The following is a 22,254-nucleotide window of genomic DNA, read 5'->3' as shown; positions in this document are numbered from 1 at the left end:
CGCCCGACCGGCAAGCCCACGGGCAAGCCCACGGGCAACCGCAAGCCCGGTTCGACTCCACGGCCCGCTTCCGACTCGACGCGCAGCTCCGACGGACCCCGCGCCGGTGGGAACAAGCCGCGCTTCGACGGTCCTCGCAAGCCCCGGCCCGAAGGCGACTCCCCGCGCGGAAATGCGCGCCCGGACTCGGCCCGCAATTCCCGTTCGGATTCACCGCGTAATTCGCGGCCGGATTCGCCTCGTAATTTACGGCCGGATTCTGCGCGTAGTTCGCGGGCGGATTCGCCGCGTTCGGTTCGGCCGGATTCCCGGCCGGAATCCTCGCGTGGTCCGCGTTCGGAGAATCCGAGTCCGCGTTCGGACGGTCCGCGTGGTCCGCGTTCGGACGGTGCCCGTCGTCCGCGTTCGGACGGTCCGCGTGGTCCGCGTTCGGACGGTCCGCGTGGTCCGCGTTCGGACGGTCCGCGTGGTCCGCGTTCGGACGGTCCGCGTGGTCCGCGGCCCGACGGTGAGCGCGGTCGTCCGGAGCGTCGGACGAGCCCGCCGGTGCCGGCGGGACCGGCGGTCGCCCCGGACGTCACGGGCGAGGAACTCGACAAGGCGGTCGTGCGGGAACTGTCGACGCTGCGTGCGGAGGCGGCCGAGTCGGCCGCGAAGCATCTGGTGATGGTGGCGCGACTCCTCGACGAGGAGCCGGATCTCGCGTACGCGCACGCCGAGGCGGCGCGCAAGCACGGGCCGCGCGTGGCGGTGATCCGGGAGGCATTCGGCATCGCGGCCTACCGCTGCGAGAAGTACGCCGAGGCGCTCGCGGAGTTGCGGGCCGCGCGGCGGATCTCCGGCGACCAGGAGCACTGGCCGATGATGGCCGACTGCGAGCGTGCGCTGGGTCGCCCGGAGAAGGCGCTGCAGATGGCCGCGGCGCCCGAGGTCGCGAAGCTGAGCAAGGCCGGCAAGGTCGAGATGCGCATCGTCGCGGCCGGTGCTCGGAGCGACCTCGGACAGCTCGAAGCGGCCGTGGTCACCTTGCAGAGCCCCGAACTGACGGACCCTCGGCCGTCGGACTGGTCGGCTCGACTGAAGTTCGCCTACGCCGCCGCGCTCGAGGCGGTCGGGCGGGAGGACGAGGCGCGGGTCTGGTACGGCCGCGCGGCCGCCGCCGACCCGGACGGGCTGACCGACGCAGCGGAGCGGTTGGCTGAGCTCGACGGGATCGTGTTCCTCCCGGACGAGGAAGGCGCCGAGTTCGCCGCCGAGGTCGGGGACGCCGAGGTCGGGGACGCCGAGCCTGTCGTGGTCGACGTCGAGGTCGAGCTCGAGGTCGTGGGCGAGGCGCCCGTAGGCCAGCCGGAGCCGGAGCCGGAGCCCCTGGCGGCAACGCCGGAGCCGGAACCGGAGCCGGAGCCGGTGGCCGTGGTGGAGGAGCCGCCGGCACCGGCCCAGGTCGAGGTCGAGGAGCCGCCCGCGGCGGACGCGGAGTTCAGCCAGATCGCGTTGTTCTTCTCCGACGACGGCGGGGGATCGCGCTGGGAGGGCGTGTGAGCGCCGCGGGGGTGCCGTTGGCCGGCGGGTGCGCGGAGCCGCTCGTCGACCGGTACGACGCGGGGCTGCTGGACCTCGACGGCGTCGTCTACATCGGCCCGCACGCGGTGCCCCACGCGGCGGAGAGCCTGACCGCCGCGCGGGCCCGCGGGATGCGGCTCGCGTTCGTCACCAACAATGCCTCCCGGGCGCCCAAGGCGGTCGCGGAGCACCTCACGGACCTCGGGGTCACGGCCGACGCCTCCGAGGTCGCGACCTCGGCGCAGGCGGCCGCCCGACTGGTCGCGGGGCTGGTCGCCCCGGGCTCGGCGGTGCTGGTGGTCGGCGGCGACGCGCTGGAGGAGGCGCTGCTCGAGCGGGGCCTGCGCCCGGTGCGGTCGGCGGACGACGGCCCCAGCGCGGTGGTGCAGGGCTATCACCCGACCGTCGACTGGCGACAGCTCGCCGAGGGCACGTTCGCGGTGCGCGCCGGCCTGCCGTGGGTCGCCAGCAACACCGACCTGACGATCCCGACCCCGCGTGGCATCGGCCCGGGCAACGGGACGCTCGTGAACGTCATCCGGTTGGCGAGCGGCGCCGAGCCGCTCGTCGCCGGCAAACCCGAGCTGGCGCTGCACCGGGAGTCGATCGACCGCGTCGCGGCGCAACGTCCGCTGATCGTGGGCGACCGGCTCGACACCGACATCGAGGGTGCGGTGCGCGCGGGGGCCGACAGCCTGCTCGTCCTCACCGGGGTGACCGGGGCGGCCGAGCTGCTGGCCGCCCCGCCGAGCCGCCGCCCCACCTACCTCGCGGCCGACCTGCGCGGGCTGCTCACGGCGCACGCCGACGTGGACCTCTCCGGCGGCGGCGCGCTCGGCGGGTGGACGGCCCGGGTGTCGGGCGGCCGGCTGCGGCTGACCGGCGCCGGGGATCTCGTCGACGCCCTACGGGCGGCCTGCGTCGCCACCTGGTCCTTCCCCGGCGACGTGGACACCTCCGAGGTCGTGGTGCGCCTGGCGGCCGGCGCTCCGTGAGGAACGGCCTGATCGCGGCGACGGTCTTCTCCTGGACCACGCTCGTCCTCTGCGCGGACGGCGGCAGCGTGCTCGGCGGCGGGGGCCTGACCGCCCAGCGCCTGTTCGGCGTCGCGACCTGGGCGCTGCTGCTCGCGTTCCTGGCGGGGGAGAGCGCGCTCGTCCGCGCGCAGGTCGGCGTGGTGGTCGCGTTCGCAACCGCCGTGGAGTACACGTTCTCGCCGTTGCTCGGCGTCTACACCTATCGCTTCGACAACGTGCCGGCGTACGTGCCGCCGGGGCACGGGCTGGTCTACCTCTGCGCGCTCGCGCTCGGACGGACGGCCTGGGTGCACCGCTGTCACCGACGGCTGCGGACGGGTGTCGTTCTCGCCGGCGGCGCTTTCGCGGCCTGGGGACTGTTCCTGGCCGAGCAGACCGACGTCCTCGGCGCCTTCTGGTACCTGTGCCTGGTCGGGTTCTGCTTCCTCGGCCGGTCGCAGACGCTCTACCTGGGCGCGTTCGCGATCGTCACCTACCTCGAGCTGGTCGGTACCTGGGCCGGGACGTGGACGTGGTCGACGCACGACCCGACCGGACTGATCCCCATCGGCAACCCGCCCAGCGGGGCCGCCGGGGGCTACGGCTGGTTCGACCTCGCCGCGCTGTGGTCCGCGCCGTTCGTGCTCGCCTACGGCCGGTCGGCCTGCAGGTGGGCCAGGACCGCACTGTGGAGGAGACCGTTGGTCGCGACGGCGCTGCCCCCGTCGGGGCCGGGCCGCCCGGAGACGTCGGTGAACGTCCCGCCGGCCTCGGACACGATCAGCGCGAGCGGGGCGAGGTCGTGCAACGCGACCTCGGGCTCGGCGGCCAGGTCGACGGTGCCCTCCGCGAGCAACACGTAGGACCAGAAGTCCCCGTAGGCCCGCGTCCGCCAGCACGCGCGGGTCAGGTCGAGGAAGCCCGGCAGCAGGCCGCGTTCCTCCCAGCCCGAGAGGCTCGAGTACGACAGCGAGGCGTCCGCGAGCGTCGCGACGGCGGAGACCCGGCACCGCACCGGCTCCTCCGACCCGCTGCGTGCCCAGGCGCCGCTGCCCGTCCCGGCCCACCAGCGGCGGCCGAGAGCCGGTGCGGAGACCACGCCGACCACCACGTCGTCGCCGTCCATCAAGGCGATCAACGTCGCCCAGACCGGGACGCCGCGCACGAAGTTCTTGGTGCCGTCGATCGGGTCGATCACCCAGCGGCGGGCGCCGGACCCGGCGTCCGCGAACTCCTCGCCGTGGACCGCGTCGGTGGGCCGCGCGTCGGCGAGCAGGTCCCGCAGGTGCTGCTCGGTGTCGCGGTCGGCGTCGGTGACCGGCGTGAGGTCGGGCTTCGACTCGACCCGCAGGTCGAGGGCGCGGAACCGGGCGGTGGTGATCGCGTCCGCGGCGTCGGCCAGGGAGAGGGCGAGGCTCAGATCGTCCGCGTACTTGTCCTGGAGGTCGCTCATCACTCGACACCGTAGCGGGCCTGACGTTTCGTCAGGTCGCTGGGTCGGCCTCGTCGCCCCGCTGCGGTACCGCAAGCAGGCGGCGCAGTGAGTCGAGGCGCGCGGGGTCGGCGTGCCCGGCGGCGACCCACTCGTCAAGGGCGCAGTCGGGTTCGTCGTGCGTGCAGCCGCGGGGACACTCCGTCGTGCCCGGCAGCAGATCGGTGAACGCGCTCAGGATCCGGTCCGGTGTGACGTGCGCGAGCCCGAAGCTGCGCACGCCCGGGGTGTCGATGACCCATCCGCCCTCCGGGAGCTCGAGCGCGACGGCGGAGCTCGAGGTGTGCCGCCCGCGGCCGGTGACCGCATTGACCACCCCGGTCTCGCGGTCCGTGCCGGGGACCAGGGCGTTGACCAGCGTCGACTTGCCGACGCCGGAGGAGCCCACCAGCACGCTGACGCGGTCGCGCAGGTGCTCGCGCAGTGCCGCGGGCTCCTCGCCGCGCGTCGTGACCACGTAGGACGGGTCCAGGGCCGCGTAGGTCGCGAGCAGCTCGTCGGGGGAGGCGAGATCGGCCTTCGTCAGGCACAGCAGCGGATCCAGACCGGCGTCGTAGGCCGCGACCAGGCACCGGTCGATCAGGCGCGCCTGCGGCTGCGGGTCGGCGAGTGCGACCACGACGACGAGCTGATCGGCGTTGGCGACGAGCACACGCTCGACGGGGTCGGTGTCGTCGGCCGTGCGCCGCAGCACCGAGGTGCGCTCGTGCACCCGCACGATGCGGGCGAGCGCGTCCGGACCGCCGGAGAGGTCTCCCACGAGCGCGACGCGGTCGCCGACCGCGATCCCGCGCCGGCCGAGCTCGCGCGCCTTCACCGCACCGACGACCGACGGGCCCTTTCCGGGGGAGTCGAGGTGGACCGTGAACCGGCCCCGGTCGACGGTGATCACGCGCCCGTCGACCGCCTCGTCGTGACGGGGACGCAGCCGGCTGCGGGGGCGACTTCCGCGCCCGGGCCGCACCCGCACGTCGTCCTCGTCGAATCGACGGGCCGGACGTGGGTTCCGTCGTTCGTTCAGCCTGCGCCCCCGAGCATGCCGGTCCAGAGGTCGACGAACTCGGGCAGCGTCTTCGCCGTCGTCCCGATGTCCTCGACCTGGATTCCGGGCACGACCAGGCCGAGCAGGGCGCCGGTCGTCGCCATGCGGTGGTCGGCGTAGGTGCGGAAGACGCCGCCGTGCAGGGGGCGCGGGCGGATGCGGAGCCCGTCGCGGGTCTCGGAGACGTCGCCGCCCAGGTTGTTGATCTCGGTCGCGAGCGCCGCGAGGCGATCGGTCTCGTGTCCGCGCATGTGCCCGATGCCGCGCAGCGTGCTCGGGGTGTCGGCGAGTGCGGCGATGCCGGCGATGGTCGGGGCGAGTTCGCTGACCTCGCGCAGGTCCGCGTCGATGCCGAGGACGCGCCCGCGGCCGCGGACGACCAGACCGGAGCGGCCGAGCCGGCACTCCGCACCCATGCGCGCCAGCAGGTCGCGCAGAGAGTCGCCGGGTTGCGTGGTGGTCGACGGCCACCCACCCACCGTCACTTCGCCGCCGGTGACGAGGGCGGTGGCCAGGAACGGCGCCGCGTTCGACAGGTCGGGCTCGACGTCGACGTCCCGGGCACGGATCGGACCCGGGCCCACCCGCCAGCGCTGCGGCGTCTCGTCCTCGACGTCGACGCCGGCCTGACGGAGCATCAGAATCGTCATGCGGATGTGCGGCAACGACGGCACCGGCGGGCCGACGTGCACGACGTCGACGCCCTTGTCGTAGCGGGGGGCCGCCAGCAGGAGCCCGGAGACGAACTGTGAGGACGCGGAGGCGTCGATCTGCACGTTGCCGCCCGGAAGGGAGCCGCGGCCGGCGACCGTGAACGGCAACCGGTCCGGTCCGCCGCCGTCGACGGTGATGCCCGCGCCGAGGTGGCGCAGCGCCTCCAGCACCGGGCCCATCGGGCGCTCCCGGGCGCGCGGGTCGCCGTCGAAGGAGATGTCGCCGTCGGCGAGGACCGCGACCGGCGGGACGAAACGCATCACGGTGCCGGCGAGACCGCAGTCCACCGCGGCCGGGCCGCGCAGCGGTTGCGGCTCGACGACCCAGTCCGGACCGGCGCCCGCCCCGGGCTCCTCGCGCACCGCGGTGCCCAGGGCCCGGACGGCGCCGAGCATCAGGTCGGTGTCGCGGGACCGCAGCGGCCGCCGGATCGTGCTGGGCCCGTCGGCGAGGGCAGCGAGCAGCAGCGCGCGGTTGGTGATGGACTTCGACCCGGGCACCTGCACGGTCGCCGAGACCGGCCCCGCCGCGAGCGGAGCCGTCCAGAGCCCGTCGGTGCCGTCAGCTGTCACAGTGCGTGAGCGTAGTCGGGGCGAGTTCGGGAGGTCGGCCGGTGCCGGAGCCAGTGCGGAGGATCGACACCCCGGTGGGGCCGGCGAGCGCCGAGGTGTTCCCGGCCGTCGTTCGCGGCCGCAAGCGCGCCGCGCGCACCCTCGTGCTCGGTCACGGCGCCGGCGGCGGCACGGACGCACGGGACCTGCAGGCGCTGGCGGCCGCCCTCCCGGAGCGCGGGACGACGGTCGTCCTCGTCGAGCAGCCCTGGCGGCTCGCCGGCCGCAAGGTCGCGTCCCCGCCGGCGACGCTCGACGTCGCCTGGACGGCCGTCCTGGCCGATCTGCGCGCCGCGAAGCTGCTGACCCCCCAGCTGGTCGTCGGGGGCCGCTCCGCGGGCGCCCGCGTGGCCTGCCGGACCGCCACGGCCGTCGGCGCCACCGCCTGCCTCGCGCTGTCGTTCCCGCTCCACCCGCCCGGGAAGCCGGAGCGCAGCCGCGTCGACGAGCTCCGCGGTGCCGGCGTCCCCACGCTGGTCGTCCAGGGCCGCAAGGACAGCTTCGGGGGGCCGGCCGAGTTCCCGCCCAGGACCGCGATCGTCGAGGTCCCCGACGCCGACCACGGCTTCAAGGTGCCCGCCCGGTCGGCGCTGGGGCAGGCCGGCGCCCTGGAGCTGATCGTCGCCGGGGTCGCCGACTGGCTCGACGGCCTGCCGGCGTCCCGGTCGCCGGGCCAGGGGTAGCCGGCGACAGCACCGGGGTGGCACGGGGGTGGCACGGGGGAGCAGGGGAATCCCTCCCGCGCCGCGGTGGTTGTGCTTGGCAGAAGGAGGGCCCTATGACCGCCGCCGTGCTCGATCGCCCCGCATGCCGTCCACGCCCGTCCGGGGGTGGCATAGGCTCGCCGGTGATGACCGCCACGGAGACCCAGGAGCAGCGTGTAGCGCGCTTCGAGCGCGACGCGCTGCCGTTCCTGGACCAGCTCTACGCCGCCGCGATGCGCATGACGCGCAACCCGGCCGACGCCGAGGACCTGGTGCAGGAGACGTTCGCGAAGGCCTTCGCCTCGTTCCACCAGTTCGAGGAGGGCACGAACCTCAAGGCCTGGCTCTACCGCATCCTCACCAACACCTTCATCAACTCGTACCGCAAGAAGCAGCGGGAGCCGAAGCAGAGCGGTACCGAGGACATCGAGGACTGGCAGCTCGCGCGGGCCGAGTCGCACACCTCCTCGGGCCTGAAGTCGGCCGAGGTCGAGGCGCTGGAGCACCTGCCCGACTCGGACGTCAAGGACGCGCTGCAGGAGCTCCCGGAGGACTTCCGGATCGCGGTCTACCTCGCTGACGTCGAGGGGTTCGCGTACAAGGAGATCGCCGAGATCATGGGGACGCCGATCGGCACCGTGATGTCGCGCCTGCACCGCGGTCGCCGCCAGCTGCGCGACCTGCTCGCCGACTACGCCCGCGACCGGGGGCTGGTCCCGGCCGGCGACACCAATGGCACGGGAGAAGCATCATGACGTCCGGCCTGCCTCACTTCACCTCCTGCGCGGACGTCATCGCGCGTGTGGCCGAGTTCATCGACAACGAACTCGATCAGGCGGACTGCACGAAGATCCAGGAGCACCTCGACGAGTGCGAGCCGTGCCTGCGGGAGTTCGGGCTCGACCAGCTCGTCAAGGACGTCGTGAAGCGCAGTTGCGGGTGCGAGACGCCGCCTCAGGACCTGCGGTCGAAGGTGATGATTCGTATCCGCGAGGTACAGGTACAAATCACCGTCGAGGACTGACGAATCTCACCGTTCGGTGAATGTCGCACGAAGCGCCGCCGACGAATGAGTGGCACTCCACTCCAATAAGTCACGAAGGCCCCTGCCGCCATTGCGGCAGGGGCCTTTCGCGTGTTGGTTCGGCCTCAGGCGTTGGGACGCCGACCGTGATTCGACTTCGACTTCTTCCGGGCCTTGCGGCGCCGAGCCTTCTTGCCCATGGAGACCTCATTTCGTTCTCGGATCGGTAGCCATCGTCCCACGGATGTCTCGCGCAACGGGGCGTGGGTATCCGCAACCCGTTCGGGCGATCCAAGGCTCCTATTCCGCCTCGAAGTGTGCGAACGTTTCCAAGATCAACTGGAGCGCCATCCGGAGGCTCTCCAGCCGATGAAAGGGCAATTCCCATGGGCAAGCTCCGCTCCGTTCTCGAGCAGTTCCTGTCGGCCGGCTCCACCGCCAAGTGGGAGTAGGAACCCACCGCCTGGTGTCGGTCGGACGTGCCCGGTTCGAGCTCCGGAAGGAGGTGTCGGTCGTCATGCGCGAGGAGAACTGGAAGTGGGGCTGAACCCCACCTGAGTAACAGCCGGAAAGTGTGATCCGCACCTTCCCCACGGGCCGTTCGGGGTTAGAGTCCGAATCGGTTCGGCCAACGGGACGGGGAGGAGATGTCGGCTCTTCCCTGGCGTGCGCGGATCTACGTCGTCGCGGTGTGTGTCGCGGCCCTCGCGGCCGCGTCCACCGTGGTCCTCACCGGAACCGATCCGGTGGCCCTGGTCGTCATCGGCCTGCTGTTCGCCGTGCTCGACCCCCTGTCCACCGTCTCCCTCGGCCGCGGCCGTGGCGTGACGCTGTCCGCGAGCTTCCCCGTGTCGCTCGCCGCCGTGATCCTGCTCGGACCGGCGGGTGCCGCGATCGTCTCGCTGGCCAGCGCCGCCTACCAGCCGTCGCGGCCGCCTCTGGTCAAGCGGCTGTTCAACGCCGCCGAGCTCGCGGTCTCCGCGGCCTGCGCCGGAGTGGTCTACACGGCCCTCGGCGGCGAGGAGAAGCTCGGCAGCGACGACTTCCCGCTGGTCCTGCTCGTCGTCGTCGCGACGACGGCCGTCTACTGCGCGGTCAACGCCGGCCTGGTGGCCGGTGTTCTGACGTTGGCTCAGGGCGTGCCGTTCGCGCACGGTCTGCGGACCACGCTGTCGACCGGTCTGGTCGGCTACCTGCTCTACGGCCTGTTCGGCCTCATGATGGCCGTCCTCTGGAGCACCGAGGTCGGCGCGCTCGCCGCGGTGCTCGTGCTGCTGCCGCTCCTGGTCGCGCGCTGGGCGTTCGGCCAGTACGCCGCGGAGCGGGAGGCCTACGAGCGCACGGTGCGCACGCTGGTCGCCGCCGTCGAGACCAAGGACCTCTACACCCGCGGTCATTCCGAGCGTGTGTCGACCGGGGCCGAGCTGATCGCCCGTCGCCTGAACATGTCCGAGGACCGGGTCGAGCTCGTCCGCTTCGCCGGCCTGCTGCACGACATGGGCAAGCTCGGCGTCCCGACCCGCCTGCTGCAGAAGGACGGCCCGCTCTCGCCCGAGGAGCTCCAGATCATCGCGCTGCACCCGGTGCGGGGCGTCGAGATGGTGCGCGAGATCGAGTTCCTCCGCGAGGCGTACGACGGGATCATGCACCACCACGAGCGGGTCGACGGGCGCGGTTACCCGATGGGCCTGAAGGGCGATCAGATCCCCGAGTTCGCCCGCGTCATCTCCGTGGCCGACGCGTTCGACGCGATGACCTCCACCCGTTCCTACCGGCCCGCCCGCGGGACCGCGGAGGCGATGGCCGAGCTCGAGCGGTGCATCGGGACCCACTTCGACGCGCGGATGGTCGAGGCGTTCGCCGCCGCGATCGCCGAGCACGGCTGGACGGCCGCCGAGGTGCCCGAGCCCGCCGCCGGCTCCACCGCCCCCGCCGCCCGGTACGACCACGACGACCCGACGTCCGCCCCGATGCCGCCGCCGGTCGCCCGGCCGATCCGGGAGGACCGGTGAGGTCGCACATCGGGCCGCTGATCCCGGTCGCGGCGGTCGTCGTCGTGGCCGCGGTGGCGCACACCGGCGCGGTCGGGGTCGTCGACCCGTGGGTGGCGCTGGCCTTCGCCGCGTTCGTGGCCTTCGGTGAACTGGTCCGCCTGACGCTGCCGGGGGAGCGGGACGCCGCTCCGCTCGGGGTCGCCGGCGCGCTGGCCTACTGCCTGCTGCCCGAGGTGGCGGGCACCCCGGCCGAGCACGGGGCGTCCCAGGTCGTCGCGGTCGCGGCGATCGGCATCCTCGTCGGCGGTCTCCCGCACGCCGCCGCGGGGCGGGTGATCGGGCTCGAGGACGCGGCGCGCCGGCTGCTCGTCGTGGCCGCGGCGGCCGCCGCCTTCCGCCCGGTCGTGGATCCCGACGGGGCGGGCCTGGAACCCGGTCCGGCGCTCGCCGTGGTGATGATCGGCGTCCTGCTCGGCGTCCTGGTTCTGGACGCCCTGCTCGCAGCCCTGAGCCGGGCGTCGACCGAACGCGCCCGGCTGGCCGCCACCTGGCGGGACGAGCTGCGCACCGAGCTGAGCATCGGCTCGGCGATCGGCGCGACCGGGATGTTGATCGCGCTGGCCGTCGGCGTCATGGATCTGTGGGCGATCCCGGTGTTCTGCGCTCCGCTGCTGCTGACCCAGTTCTCGTTCCGGCGCTTCGTCGCGATCCGCGAGACCTACCTGCAGACCGTCCGGTCGCTGTCCCGCGTCACCGAGCTCGGCGGGTACACCGAGACCGGGCACGCGCGCCGGGTCAGCGAGCTCGCGCTCGCGGTCGGCCGCGAGCTCGGCCTGGCCGGCGACGACCTGCGCGACCTGGAGTACGCCGCCCTGATGCACGACCTCGGCCAGCTCTCGCTCGCCGAGCCGATCCCGGGCGGCGCGACGATCATGGTCGACGCGGGGGAGCAGCGCCGGATCGCCGAGGAGGGCGCCCGGGTCATCCGCGCCACCGGCGTGCTGGACCGGGTCGCCGACATGGTGGAGCGCTCGACCGAGCCGTACCGCCGCCCGCACGAGGCACTGGACCCGACGCTGCCGCTGGGGGCGTCGGTGATCAAGGCCGCGAACGCGTTCGACGACCTGGTCGGGGAGTCGACCTCGCCCCGGGTCCGTCTCGACGCCCTGGAGCGGCTGCGCCTCGGCATGGCCTACGAGTACGACCCGCGCGTCGTCGCGGCGCTGTCCCGCGTCGTCGAGCGGTCCCTGAAGAGCTCGGTCTGAGCGGGCGCATATCGTCCCCGGCATGGATCTGCAGGCCGGCGCACCCAAGCGCAAGCCGCTGTCCCGGCTCGGCCGGAGCTGGCGGCTGGGGACGCTCGCGGTCGCCTTCGGCCTGCTGATCTACGGCTCCGGCTGGGGCGACGACGACCTGTTCCCGTTCGGGCCGATGTCGCAGTACTCCTTCCGCATCGACCCGAACGGTGAGATCCGCGCGCTCTGGGTCGAGGCCGACCTGGCCGACGGCTCGTCCCGCCGCCTCGACATCTCCAACTCCGGCGACGTCGGGGTGGCCCGCGCCGAGCTCGAGGGACAACTGCACCTGATCATCGCCGAGCCGCAGCGACTCGCGACGCTCGCCGAGGCTTGGCACCGGCTGCACCCCGACCGGCCCGAGCTGCGCCGGATCGTCGTCGGGCAGGACGTCGTCGAGCTGCGCAACGGGCGCCAGGCCGACCGGCGCCAGGACGTCTTCACCACCTGGGACGTCGTCCCCGGCGGGGCCCCGATCGACCCGGTGCCGGGATGAGCGCGCCCGTGAGGTCCGTGGAGCGCTGGTTCTTCCCGCTGGTGCCGAACTCACGCATCGTCGTGCTGCGCGCGGCGGTCTACCTGTTCGTCGTCGTCGACGTCCTCGTGATGGTCAACGATGTGGTGCCCAAGGCCGCGGCCGGCGACGAGTTCTTCCAGCCGGTGCTGCTGGCCCGGCTGCTCGCGCTCCCGGCGCCGGCCGAGGGGCCGCTCGAGGCGCTGCGGGCGTTCCTCGTCGTCGCCGCCCTGGTCGCGGCCACCGGGCGCCTGCCCCGGTTGCTCGGCTGGCCGATCGCGGCCGGGCACCTGGTCTGGGTGCTCTACGGCATGTCGTACGGCAAGGTCGACCACGACCACCTCGCGCTCGTCGTCGCGCTGTTCGTGCTGCCGACCGTCGGGCGCTCCCACCCCCACGACCACCGGGCCGACGAGCGCGCCGGGTGGGCGCTGCGGTGCGTCCAGATCGCCGTCGTCGCGACCTACACGCTCTCGGTCTGGGCGAAGGTGCGCTACGGCGGCTGGGACTGGCCGAGCGGGGCGACGCTGCTGTGGGCGGTCGAGCGCCGGGGGACGTTCCTCGGCGAGCACCTCGTGCACGTCCCCGAGCTGCTCGTCGTCGCGCAGTGGGTGACGGTCGTGGCGGAGCTGGCCGCGCCGCTGGTGTTCGTGCTCCGGGGCCGGGCCCTGGGGCTCGCCGCCGGGTTCTACCTCGGCTTCCACCTCACGACCTACGCCGTGATCTCGATCCACTTCCTGCCGCTGGTGGTGTGCTGGCTGGCCTTCGCGCCGCTGGAGAAGGTCGCGCAGCGCTGGCCTCAGTCCGTCGGCAGCCGGCAGGCGGCGGAACCCCCCGGCAGCCGGTAGCGGTTGGCCGCGATCAGGCGGTAGACCCCGTGGGCGATCCAGCGGAACGGCGGGATCCGCAGCAGGGCGCCGGGCACGGCCCAGAGCCGTCCGCAGTCCAGCAGCAGCCGGGCGACGGCCTGCGCCCCGCCGTCGGTCCGCCCGTCCGGGGCGACCCAGACGATCTCGTGCTGCGCCTGCTCCGGTGGGACTCCGTACGCCGCGAGGTCGACGCGCTGCCACGGCCGGACCTCCGCGGAGGTGGGTAGGCGGCGCGTGATGAAGCGCGCGCAACGGGAGCAGAAACCGCAGTCCCCGTCGAAGATCAGCAGCGCTCGGCCGGTTCCCATCGGTTCATGATGCCCGACTCGGTGAAGATGCCCCGGCGCCGATACGCCGCCGAGAACGCGTAGAGCCCGGCGCCGGCGGCGATCGCGACGTCGCCGAGGCTGTCGACCTCCCGGTGCCCGGGGATCGGGACGGGGATGCGGTCCGCGAGCGGCGCCATGCGCGTCGCCCCGTCGAGCGGTTCGTGGCGGCTGTCGGTGTCGAGTGCCAGGCGCTCCACCGAGATCCCGGCGCGCGCGGCCGCCGACTCCGAGACCGGCATCGCGCCGTTCACCACGACGACGAGCGCGTTCGCGCAGACCCCGGCCGCGGCCAGGGCCACCCCGGGCGTCCGCAGGTTGCCGGCGGCGAACTGCACCATCAGCGTCGCCGAGATCGCCATGCACATCGGGTACGAGTACGCGACCTCCGCGGCCACCAGCGGCTCGGCGAGGTGCACGCCGAGCGCGGCGACGACCAGGCTGACGCGGCGCACCGACGGCGCGGCCAGCGGACCCGGGCCCCCGGCCAGTCGGCCGAAGGCGAAGGCCGCGACGAGCACGAGGACGGTCAACCCCACGAGGGTCAGTGTCGCAACGCGAGGCCGGTCGCCGCGGGAGCGACACAGGTGGAGCTCAGGTCACGGGGCCGTGCGCCGAGCACTGGGCCGTCCAGCCGTTCGGCACGACCTGCACGACCAGGCGGCGCTTGCACTGGGGGCAGTAGCGCGGCGGTTCGAGCTCGCGCTGTTGCCGGCAGGCCTCGTGCGTCCGCGCCGGGTCGGTGCCGAGCTCGTCGCCGCAGCGGTCGCAGTAGGTGGGGGTCGTCACGGGCACGCTCACAGCATTGTCGATCGGGGGTAGGCCACCGTCGGGTCCGTGACCACGTTGACCAGGTAGGGGGCGTCGGCCGCCAGGGCCCGGTCGAGGGCGGGTCCGATGTCCTCGGGCCGGGTCACGATCTCACCCGCGCCGCCGAGCGCCGTCACCACCTCGTCGTACCGGCACTGCGGGGCGAGGTCGGCGACCACGTCGTAGCCGTACAGCGCCTGCATCGGGTGCTTCTCCAGGCCCCACATCCCGTTGTTGCCGACCACCAGCACCACCGGCATCCGGTGGCGGACCAGGGAGTCGACGTCCATCAGGGAGAACCCGGCGGCGCCGTCGCCGAGGAGCGCGACGATCTGCGCGTCGGGCCGGGCGACGCGCGCCCCGAGGGCGTAGCCGAGCCCGGTGCCGAGGCAGCCGTAGGGGCCCGGGTCGAGCCAGCACCCCGCGCGGCGGGGCTCGACGAGGCGGCCGGCCCAGGAGACGAAGTCGCCGCCGTCGCCGATGAGCACGGCGTCCGGGTCGAGCCGGGGCAGCAGCTCGCCGAGGATGCGCGCCGGGTGGATGTCCGGGGTGTCGGTCGCGAGCAGGTCGGCGTCCTTCGCCGCGCGCGCGGCCACCAGGCCCTGCAGGTGCGCGGCCCACTCGGGGCGGCCGGGCCGGTCGCCGAGGGCGTCGGTGAGCCCGGCGAAGATCGCGGTGAGGTCGCCGGCCGCGGTGGCGGCGGGCTGCACGAGTCCGCCACCGAGTCGGTCCGGGGCGTCGACGAGGTGGACGACCGGCGTCGGGTCGTCGGCGTCGGGGCTGCCGAAGCGGCCGAAGCCGAGGCGGAAGTCCAGCGGGGTCCCCGCCACGAGCACGAGGTCGGCGCCGCCGAGAGCCTGGCCCCGCGCCTTCGTGACGAGCAGGGGGTGACCGGCGGGCAGGACGCCGCGGCCCTGACCGTTCGTCACCGCCGGGATCGAGAAGGTCTCGGCGAACAGCCGGGCGGCCTCCTCGGCGCCGTCGGTCCAGACGTCGGAGCCGAGGATCAGCACCGGTCGCACCGACGAGCGCAGCAGGTCGGCCACGCGGTCCAGGTCGCCGCCGTCGGGGGCGAGCCGCACCCGCTCCGGCGCCGGCGGCAGCGTCGCCTCGGCGTCGCCGAACAGTTCGTCGATCGGGAAGTCCACGAACGCCGGGCCGCGGTGCGGCGTGGTCGCCAGCCGCAGCGCGCGGTCGACGTAGGCGGGCACGTCGGCAGTCGTCGGCGCGGTCGTCGCGAGCTTGGTGACCGGCGCGAGGATCTGCGGGTGGTCGAGCTCCTGGAGCGACCCCGCGCCCCACAGGCCGGCCGGCGCCCGCCCGCCCAGCACCAGGACCGGGGAGCCGTTGAAGTGCGCCGTGGTGATCGCGGAGACGCCGTTCGTGACGCCGGGACCGGCCGTCAGGACCGCGAGGCCGGGGCGCCGTTCGAGCCGGGCCACGGCCTCCGCGGCGAAGACCGCGCTCTGCTCGTGGCGGACGTCGAACAGCGGCATCGGGGGGTCCGCCTTCACCGCTCCGTCGTAGAGCGGGAAGACGTGCCCGCCGGAGAGGGTGAACATCTCCCGCACGCCGTGGGCGCGCAGGACGGGCAGGGCGAGATCGCCGCCGGAACCGGAGAGCTCCATTCGGCGAACCTACTGCGCGTCCGGCGACCGCGCCGGTCCCGGAGCCGGCCTACTTCGGGATCGTGATGTCGAACGAGCCGGCGATCCGGCCGTCCTTGAGGCCGCAGGCGGCGTAGCTGTAGGTGATCGTGTACGTGCCCGGGCCGGCGTAGGTGTTCGTGACCGAGTACGAGTCCGCCACCTCGTGCACGGTGCGCTTCTCCGGGCCGGTCGGGCAGCGGCGCCCGGTGACGGGGACGTCCGCGGTGTTGCCGTCGCCCCACGCGAGGGTCTCGCCCATGCCGATGTCCCGGGTGGCGGGCGTCGGGAAGGTCAGGGCGGTGCCGTCCTCGGCCAGCGGCTCGACCACGTGGCCGGCGAAGGTGAACGTGAGGGTGAGCGCGCGGCCCACCCGCTCGTAGGCGATCTGGATCTTGAGCTGCGGCGCGGACGCCGACGCGCTGGGGGACGCCGACGCGCTCGGCACGGCGGTCGCGTCGGGGGCGGGGGTCGCGCCGGGGGAGGTGGTCGCGAGAACCATCGGCCGGTCGAAGGCGACCGGGGTGGTGCCGCCGGCCCCGGACCCGGCGCCCTGGGCGACGCCGGCGGTCGCGAGGGCGGTGGCGGCGATCGCCGCGGCCCCGACCGCGGCCACACGCCGGACGGTGCGCCGGTCGGCCTCGTTCGCGGCAGCGGACTCGTGCGCGTGCGACATGGCGGGATCCCCCTGTTTGGGTGTTATGCCTGTTACGGGTGATTCCCTTGTAGCACGAGTGACGTATGTGATTAGTGGGGGCGCGCCGGGACGTGATCGGCCCGGTAGTCCTCCGGGGCGGTGCGGTCGACGCCGGCGGGCACCTTTCCGGCCCGCATGACGACGGTGCCGACGACGCAGACCGCGAGGTTGACCAGGACGGCGACCAGCCCGGGGTAGACGGTCTTGTCGGTGTCGAGGCCGAGGTCGGACCAGCGGTACAGCGAGCCGCCGAAGTGCGCCTTGCCGGTCGCCGCGTTCTCGGTCGTGTAGAGCATCGACAGCCCGACGACCATGCCGGCCACCCAGCCCGCGATCAGGGCGCTGCGGTGGAACCAGCCGCTGTAGAGGCCGAGCACGATCGCCGGCAGCGTCTGCAGGATGATCACGCCGCCGATCAGCTGCAGGTCGATCGAGAACTGCGGGTCGAGGACGAGGATCGTCGCCACCGCACCGGCCTTCACCACCAGCGAGGTGATCTTGCTGACCCGAGCCTGCTCGCGCTCGTCGGCCTGCGGGCGCAGGTAGGCCTTCCAGACGTTGCGGCTGAACAGGTTGGCCGCGGCGATCGACATGATCGCGGCCGGCACCAGCGCGCCGATGCCGATGGCGGCGAAGGCGATGCCCGCGAACCACGCCGGGAACTGGGAGTCGAACAGCTGCGGGACGATCGTGTTCGGGTCGGCCTTGCCGTCGGTGACGATCGGTTTCACCCCGGCCGCGATGGCCATGTAGCCGAGCAGGGCGAGCAGGCCGAGCACGAGGCTGTAGGCCGGGAGCGCCGCCATGTTCCGCTTGATGGTGTCGCGGCTGCGCGCGGCGAGCAGACCGGTGACGCAGTGCGGGTAGAGGAACAGGGCGAGCGCCGAACCGAAGGCCAGCGTGGAGTACCCGAGGACCTGCGCGTCGGCGAGCGTGATGCCGTCGTTGGGGTTCGGGCTCGCCTCGAACTTCGCGTCGGCCGCGGCGAAGATCTCGTCGAACCCGCCGAGCTTGTAGGGGATGACGATGACCGCCGCGATCACGACGACGTAGATCAACGTGTCCTTGACGAAGGCGATCAGCGCGGGCGCCCGGAGGCCGGCCTGGTACGTGTAGGCGGCGAGGATTGCGAACGCGATGATGACCGGCCACTCGTCGGTGCCGAGGAACTCCTGGGTGCCGAGGCCCATCGTCTTCAGCACGGCCTCGATGCCGATCAGCTGCAGCGCGATGTACGGCATCGTCGCGACGATGCCGGTGAGCGCGATGATCAGCGCGAGCGCGGGGGAGCCGTGCCGCGCCTCGACGAAGTCCGCAGCGGTGACGTAGCCCCGGGCGCGGGAGACCGACCACAGCCGCAGCGCGACGAAGAAGACGATCGGGTAGACCACGATCGTGTACGGGACCGCGAAGAACCCGAGGGCGCCGGCGCCGTAGACGAGCGCGGGCACGGCGACGAACGTGTAGGCGGTGTAGAGGTCACCGCCGATCAGGAACCAGGTGATCCACGCGCCGAAGCTGCGCCCGCCGAGCCCCCACTCGTCGAGATTGTCGAGGTTCGCGGCCCGCCATCGGCTCGCGGCGAAGCCGAGCAGGGTCACCAGCGCGAAGATCAGGATGAAGATCGTGAGCTGGACGCCCTGGATGTCGATCTCGGTGTCGGGGACCGGCATGACCGCCTACCCCTCTTCCCGGGTGAGCCGGTAGACGGTGAGCGTGCACAGCACCGACAGCGGGATCCAGAGCAGCTGGTACCAGTAGAAGAAGGGCACGTCGAACAGCTGCGGGTCCCGTTTGTTGTAGACCCAGGGGAGCAGCGTGCCCAGCAGCGGCAGGGACAGCAGGACGGGGATCGAGAGCCTGCGTTGACGCATGGCGAACCTTCCGGCCCGGGGGCTGACGTGATGTCAGAACCTACCGGCGGGTTCCCATGATCAGAAGGATCTGCGCCCCTGCACTGGAGATGACATCTCCAGTGCAGGGGGGGGTGTGGGTCAGAAGGTGTCGGCGAGGGCCTTGATCGGCATCTTCAGCTCGTCGAGGAGGGCGAGGTCCTCCTTGGGGTCCCGGCCCAGGGTGGTCAGGTAGTTCCCGACGATGACGGCGTTGATGCCGCCGAGCAGGCCCTCGCGGGTGCCCAGGTCGCCCAGGGTGATCTCCCGGCCGCCGGCGTAACGCAGGATCGTGCGCGGCATCGCGAGCCGGAACGCGGCGATGGTGCGCAGCGCGTCCTGCGCCGAGAGGGGTTCCTGGTCCCCGAACGGGGTGCCCGGGCGGGGGTTGAGGAAGTTCAGCGGGACCTCGTCCGGGGTCAGCGTCGCCAGCTGCGCGGCGAACTCGGCCCGCTGCTCGAGGGTCTCGCCCATGCCGACGATGCCGCCGCAGCAGACCTCCATGCCCGCCTCGCGGACCATCGTCAGGGTCTCCCAGCGCTCCTCCCAGGTGTGGGTGGTGACCACGTTCGGGAAGTAGGAGCGCGCGGTCTCCAGGTTGTGGTTGTACCGGTGCACGCCCATCGCCGCGAGCTCGTCCACCTGGGCCTGGGTCAGCATCCCCAGCGAGGCGGCGACCTGGATGTCCACCGCTTCCTTGATCGCCGCGACACCCTCACGCATCTGCGTCATCAACCGCTCGTCCGGACCGCGCACGGCCGCCACGATGCAGAACTCGGTCGCCCCGGTCGCCGCCGTGGCCTTGGCCGCCTCGACCAGCGCCGGGATGTCCAGCCACACCGAGCGCACCGGGGAGGTGAACTGGCCCGACTGGGAGCAGAAGTGACAGTCCTCCGGGCACCCACCGGTCTTGAGCGAGACGATGCCCTCGACCTCGACCTCCGGCCCGCACCAGCGCATCCGCACCTCGTGCGCCAGCCCCAGCAGGTCCTCCAGGTGCTCGTCGCCCAGGTTCAGCACGGCCAGCACCTGGGCCTCGTCCAGCCCGACGCCACGCTCGAGCACCTGCTCCCGCGCGGTCGCGAGGAGGTCGGCCGGGTCGGTCGCCAGCGGGCGGTCTTCGAGCGTGGTCATGGAAGTCCTGTCGATCGGGGGTGAAATCACGGTACCCAGCGTGCCGCCGGGCCTCGTCAGCGGTGGAGAGTAGAGAGGTGCTTCGCCTTGAAGCCCGCCGCGTCGAACGTCCCGCCGAACTGCGGGGACAGGCCCGCCTTCGCGGCGGCGAGGAAGGCGGCCCGGCCCAGGGATCCCGCGTTCTCCGGCAGCGCCCCGGCCAGCGGTCGGGCCGCGAGGGTCTCCAGGTCCATCAAATTCGTCCGGTGGGCCAGACCCGGCTCGGCCGGCCACGAGCCGAGGACGAGACCGGCGAGGTCCAGGCCGCGGTGCGCCATCGCCTCCAGCGTCAGCGCGGTGTGGTTGAGCGTGCCGAGCCCGGGCTCGGCCACCAGCAGGACCGGCGCGTCCAGCATCCGGGCCAGGTCGGCGATCGTGCGACCGTCGGGGTCGAAGCGGACCAGCAGCCCGCCCGCGCCCTCGACGAGGACCAGGCGCCGGGTGCCACGCAGCTCGCGGATCTCCTCGGCGACGGCGGTCAGGTCGAGCGGGGGCTTGCCGGCCTGCCGGGCCGCGGCGGCCGGGGAGAGGGGACGCAGGAACCGCGCGAACTCGTGGGTGTCGGTGACGCCGGAGAGACGCTCGATCTCGGACAGGTCACCGGGCTCGCCGAAGCCCACGCCGGTCTGGGCCGGCTTCACGACGGCGACGGGGACCCCGCGGTCCGCGGCGAGGGCGGCCAGGGCCGCGGTCACCACGGTCTTCCCGACGCCGGTGCCGGTGCCGGTGACGATCAGTGCGCTCATGCCTGCGAATTCAACCGTGCGGCCACCGCGGCCAGCGCAGCGCGGGCCCGCTCGACGTCGGCGTCGGTGAGGTCGGCGCGGGCGGTGACGCGCAGCCGGGAGATGCCGTCCGGCACGGACGGGGGCCGGAAACAGCCCACCCGCACCCCGAGGGAGAGGCAGAGGTCGGCCGCCGCGACGGCGGCCTCGGCCTCGCCGACGAGCACCGCGGCCACCGCGCCGTGGGGCTCGGGGGAGTCGAGGCCGAGCGACCGCGCGATCGCCGAGATCTCCCGGGCCCGGTCGCGGACGCCGGTGGCGAGCTCGGGGTGGCCGGCCAGCAGGCGCAGGGCGGCCAGGGCGCCGGCCGCCGTCGCGGGGGCCAGGCCGGTGTCGAAGATGAAGCTGCGCGCGGTGTCGACGAGGTGCTCGATCACGCGGGCCGGGCCGAGGACCAGGCCGCCCTGGCTGCCGAGGGACTTCGAGAGCACCGAGGTGACGACGACGTCCGGGGCCCCGGCCAGGCCGGCGGCGTGGACGGTCCCGCGGCCGCCCTCGCCGACCACGCCGAGCGCGTGGGCCTCGTCGACGAGCAGGCCCGCACCGTGGCGCCGAGCCACCGTCAGGAGCTCGGCCACCGGCGCGATCGCGCCGTCCACCGAGAACACGCCGTCGGTGATGACCAGCGCCCGCTCCTCGGTGCGGACGGCCAGCGTGTTCTCGACGGCGGCGACGTCGAGGTGGGGCACGATCTCGACCCGGGCGCGGGACAGGCGGCAGGCGTCGACGAGCGAGGCGTGGTTGCGGGCGTCGGAGACGATCAGCGTCCCGGGGCCGGCCAGGGCGGTGACCGCGCCGAGGTTGGCGAGGTAGCCGGAGGAGAAGACGAGGCCGGCCTCGGCGCCGACGTGGGCCGCGGCGGCGGCCTCGAGGTCGCGGTGCACCGTCGTCGATCCGGTGACCAGGCGCGACCCGGTCGATCCCGCGCCCCACTCCTTGGCCGCCGCGGCGACCGCCTCGGCCACCTCGGGGTGCCGGGCCAGACCCAGGTAGTCGTTGGAGGCGAGGTCGAGGACGGGGTCGTCGCTGACGCGGTGGCGCAGCCAGCGGCGCAGCCCGGCCGCGGTCCGGCGGGCGGCGTGGGCGTCGAGCCAGTCGAAGGGGTTCGGGGTGGGGGACCGGTCGGTCATCGCCGGCTCCCGGGCAGCCGGCCGGGCTCGAAGTGCGGGCCGGAACTGCGCAGGGCGGCCTGCAGCGCGCCGAGCACCTCGACCCGCGCAGCGGGCGGACCCGGGAACGGCTCACGCCCCGCGCTCGGGCGGACCCCGAGCAGCAGCTGCAGGTGCAGCGCGCGGGCGAAGGCGACGGTGTTGCGGACCCGGGCGGGCACCAGGCCGTTCGGCTCGCCGGGGTCGTCCTCGGAGTGCGGGCGCCAGGCGACGGCGAGGTGGTCGATCCAGGCCTGGAGGAACACCGGCTCGACCGCGTCGCGGTGCAGCACCGTCATCGCGCTGTAGGCGAGGTGGTCCGCCTCCTGGCCGGAGAAGGCGTGCGGGGTCGGCCGCAGCAGACGCTCGGCGAGGGCGTCGAGGAGGACGCCGAGCCCGTCGGCCTGCAGGTGGCGCGACTCGGCCATCGCCCGGAGGAGTTCGGCCCCGTGCTCCATCGCGGCCGCGCGGCCGGCGCCGGGCACGTGCCCGCGCAGATCACGCTCGGCCAGCAGCCAGGACAGCCCGCGGTCGCCCCAGCGCAGGACGGCCTCGCGGTGCATGCCGTGCAGGACGTTGTCCCGGTCGATCACCGCGGCGAGCACCCGCGCCGAGAACGAGCGGCGCAGGACCGAGGGCGTGCCGTCCTCGCCCAGGCCCGGCCGGAGGCCCTCGCTGATCCCGTCGCCCATCGCGGGCAGCAGGTCGTCGTAGACACCGGCCGCGATCCACCGCAGCAGGATCGTCAGCGCGAGGTCGTCACGCAGGTGCGGATCGAGGTCGCCGAGCAGTTCGACGAGCTCGACGGTCATGTCGTCGAGACGGCGGTCGGTGGGGACGATCCCGCCCTGGGCCAGGACGGCCTCCCAGAACCCGGGGTCCAACGCGGCACCGGCGGGCGCGCGCCGGTCCGGGTCGGTCACCGCGTACCTCCGCGAT

24 protein-coding genes are annotated in these 22,254 nt (G+C 73.6%); 9 read left to right on the top strand and 15 right to left on the bottom strand.

The annotated features are described in order from the left end of the window. Positions 1–546: 546 nt before the first annotated feature. Together ABD401_RS12535 and ABD401_RS12530 are read left to right on the top strand one after the other, a co-directional pair. Positions 547–1,542 carry a tetratricopeptide repeat protein gene (locus ABD401_RS12535; protein WP_344605147.1) on the top strand — a complete coding sequence of 332 codons (996 nt, stop codon included), beginning with the start codon at positions 547–549 and terminating at the stop codon, positions 1,540–1,542. After that, the gene (locus ABD401_RS12530; protein WP_344605145.1) at positions 1,539–2,558 is read left to right on the top strand and encodes an HAD-IIA family hydrolase; all 1,020 of its coding nucleotides are present in this window, start codon (positions 1,539–1,541) and stop codon (positions 2,556–2,558) included. The genes ABD401_RS12535 and ABD401_RS12530 overlap by 4 nt, the downstream gene beginning before the upstream one ends. 670 nt (positions 2,559–3,228) lie before the next feature. Here ABD401_RS12530 and hisN read toward each other — a convergent pair. The 3 genes from hisN to aroA are packed head-to-tail and all read right to left on the bottom strand — an operon-like array spanning position 3,229 to position 6,399. Then, on the bottom strand, positions 3,229–4,032 hold the full coding sequence (gene hisN, locus ABD401_RS12525) for a histidinol-phosphatase (RefSeq protein WP_344605143.1): 804 nt from the start codon (positions 4,030–4,032) through the stop codon (positions 3,229–3,231). A 31-nt stretch (positions 4,033–4,063) separates the two neighbouring features. Further along, a complete protein-coding gene (gene rsgA / locus ABD401_RS12520; protein WP_344605141.1) occupies positions 4,064–5,041 on the bottom strand; it encodes a ribosome small subunit-dependent GTPase A in 978 nt (325 codons plus the stop codon). Between the two features lie 47 nt (positions 5,042–5,088). Then, positions 5,089–6,399 (bottom strand): 3-phosphoshikimate 1-carboxyvinyltransferase, encoded by a 1,311-nt coding sequence (gene aroA, locus ABD401_RS12515; RefSeq protein WP_344605139.1) that lies wholly within the window; start codon positions 6,397–6,399, stop codon positions 5,089–5,091. 41 nt (positions 6,400–6,440) lie between these two features. Between aroA and ABD401_RS12510 the strand changes: the two genes are divergently transcribed. The 3 genes from ABD401_RS12510 to rsrA all read left to right on the top strand — a co-directional run bounded on the left by ABD401_RS12510 (position 6,441) and on the right by rsrA (position 8,166). Beyond that, a complete protein-coding gene (locus tag ABD401_RS12510; protein WP_425566126.1) occupies positions 6,441–7,121 on the top strand; it encodes an alpha/beta hydrolase family protein in 681 nt (226 codons plus the stop codon). Between the two features lie 167 nt (positions 7,122–7,288). Then, a complete protein-coding gene (locus tag ABD401_RS12505) occupies positions 7,289–7,897 on the top strand; it encodes a sigma-70 family RNA polymerase sigma factor (RefSeq protein ID WP_344605137.1) in 609 nt (202 codons plus the stop codon). Then, positions 7,894–8,166: a mycothiol system anti-sigma-R factor gene (gene rsrA / locus ABD401_RS12500; protein ID WP_344605135.1), complete on the top strand. Its 273-nt coding sequence runs from the start codon at positions 7,894–7,896 to the stop codon at positions 8,164–8,166. The genes ABD401_RS12505 and rsrA overlap by 4 nt, the downstream gene beginning before the upstream one ends. A 125-nt stretch (positions 8,167–8,291) precedes the next feature. Here the strand turns inward: rsrA and ABD401_RS25155 are convergent, their stop codons facing one another. Further along, positions 8,292–8,366: a 50S ribosomal protein bL37 gene (locus tag ABD401_RS25155; protein WP_483852918.1), complete on the bottom strand. Its 75-nt coding sequence runs from the start codon at positions 8,364–8,366 to the stop codon at positions 8,292–8,294. Positions 8,367–8,813: 447 nt separating this feature from the next. Here ABD401_RS25155 and ABD401_RS12495 point away from each other — a divergent pair, with 447 nt between their 5' ends. The 4 genes from ABD401_RS12495 to ABD401_RS12480 are packed head-to-tail and all read left to right on the top strand — an operon-like array spanning position 8,814 to position 12,817. Further along, entirely contained in the window at positions 8,814–10,178 is a 1,365-nt protein-coding gene (locus ABD401_RS12495; RefSeq protein ID WP_344605133.1) for an HD-GYP domain-containing protein, read from the top strand. Further along, on the top strand, positions 10,175–11,425 hold the full coding sequence (locus ABD401_RS12490; protein WP_344605131.1) for an HD-GYP domain-containing protein: 1,251 nt from the start codon (positions 10,175–10,177) through the stop codon (positions 11,423–11,425). Before ABD401_RS12495 ends, ABD401_RS12490 begins: the two co-directional genes overlap by 4 nt. A 22-nt stretch (positions 11,426–11,447) precedes the next feature. Next, complete coding sequence (locus ABD401_RS12485) at positions 11,448–11,951, top strand: hypothetical protein (protein ID WP_344605129.1); 504 nt, start codon at positions 11,448–11,450, stop codon at positions 11,949–11,951. Beyond that, entirely contained in the window at positions 11,948–12,817 is an 870-nt protein-coding gene (locus ABD401_RS12480) for a hypothetical protein (RefSeq protein WP_344605127.1), read from the top strand. The genes ABD401_RS12485 and ABD401_RS12480 overlap by 4 nt, the downstream gene beginning before the upstream one ends. Here ABD401_RS12480 and ABD401_RS12475 read toward each other — a convergent pair. The 11 genes from ABD401_RS12475 to ABD401_RS12425 form a co-directional block, all read right to left on the bottom strand. Continuing rightward, positions 12,769–13,146 (bottom strand): thiol-disulfide oxidoreductase DCC family protein, encoded by a 378-nt coding sequence (locus tag ABD401_RS12475; RefSeq protein ID WP_344605125.1) that lies wholly within the window; start codon positions 13,144–13,146, stop codon positions 12,769–12,771. The two genes, ABD401_RS12480 and ABD401_RS12475, sit on opposite strands and share 49 nt — an antisense overlap. Continuing rightward, positions 13,122–13,703 (bottom strand): DUF5317 domain-containing protein, encoded by a 582-nt coding sequence (locus ABD401_RS12470; RefSeq protein WP_344605123.1) that lies wholly within the window; start codon positions 13,701–13,703, stop codon positions 13,122–13,124. The genes ABD401_RS12475 and ABD401_RS12470 overlap by 25 nt, the downstream gene beginning before the upstream one ends. Before the next feature lie 55 nt (positions 13,704–13,758). Continuing rightward, the gene (gene bsaP / locus ABD401_RS12465) at positions 13,759–13,959 is read right to left on the bottom strand and encodes a biotin synthase auxiliary protein BsaP (protein ID WP_344605122.1); all 201 of its coding nucleotides are present in this window, start codon (positions 13,957–13,959) and stop codon (positions 13,759–13,761) included. 2 nt (positions 13,960–13,961) lie between these two features. After that, the gene (locus tag ABD401_RS12460) at positions 13,962–15,602 is read right to left on the bottom strand and encodes an acetolactate synthase (RefSeq protein ID WP_344605120.1); all 1,641 of its coding nucleotides are present in this window, start codon (positions 15,600–15,602) and stop codon (positions 13,962–13,964) included. A gap of 49 nt (positions 15,603–15,651) precedes the next feature. Beyond that, positions 15,652–16,296, bottom strand: a complete 645-nt coding sequence (locus ABD401_RS12455) for a hypothetical protein (RefSeq protein WP_344605118.1) — start codon at positions 16,294–16,296, stop codon at positions 15,652–15,654. 71 nt (positions 16,297–16,367) lie between these two features. Beyond that, positions 16,368–17,990: a monocarboxylate uptake permease MctP gene (gene mctP / locus ABD401_RS12450; RefSeq protein WP_344605116.1), complete on the bottom strand. Its 1,623-nt coding sequence runs from the start codon at positions 17,988–17,990 to the stop codon at positions 16,368–16,370. Between the two features lie 6 nt (positions 17,991–17,996). Further along, on the bottom strand, positions 17,997–18,191 hold the full coding sequence (locus ABD401_RS12445) for a DUF3311 domain-containing protein (protein WP_344605114.1): 195 nt from the start codon (positions 18,189–18,191) through the stop codon (positions 17,997–17,999). Between the two features lie 120 nt (positions 18,192–18,311). Further along, complete coding sequence (gene bioB, locus ABD401_RS12440; RefSeq protein WP_344605112.1) at positions 18,312–19,343, bottom strand: biotin synthase BioB; 1,032 nt, start codon at positions 19,341–19,343, stop codon at positions 18,312–18,314. A gap of 56 nt (positions 19,344–19,399) precedes the next feature. Further along, positions 19,400–20,128, bottom strand: a complete 729-nt coding sequence (bioD, locus tag ABD401_RS12435; protein ID WP_344605110.1) for a dethiobiotin synthase — start codon at positions 20,126–20,128, stop codon at positions 19,400–19,402. Further along, positions 20,125–21,297, bottom strand: a complete 1,173-nt coding sequence (locus ABD401_RS12430; protein WP_344605108.1) for an 8-amino-7-oxononanoate synthase — start codon at positions 21,295–21,297, stop codon at positions 20,125–20,127. Before ABD401_RS12430 ends, bioD begins: the two co-directional genes overlap by 4 nt. Continuing rightward, a complete protein-coding gene (locus tag ABD401_RS12425; protein ID WP_344605106.1) occupies positions 21,294–22,238 on the bottom strand; it encodes a DUF2785 domain-containing protein in 945 nt (314 codons plus the stop codon). Before ABD401_RS12425 ends, ABD401_RS12430 begins: the two co-directional genes overlap by 4 nt. Between the last annotated feature and the right edge of the window lie 16 nt (positions 22,239–22,254).

The sequence above is a fragment of the Sporichthya brevicatena genome, assembly GCF_039525035.1.
Taxonomy (GTDB): domain Bacteria; phylum Actinomycetota; class Actinomycetes; order Sporichthyales; family Sporichthyaceae; genus Sporichthya; species Sporichthya brevicatena.
This window is presented reverse-complemented; position numbering and strand designations above follow the sequence as displayed.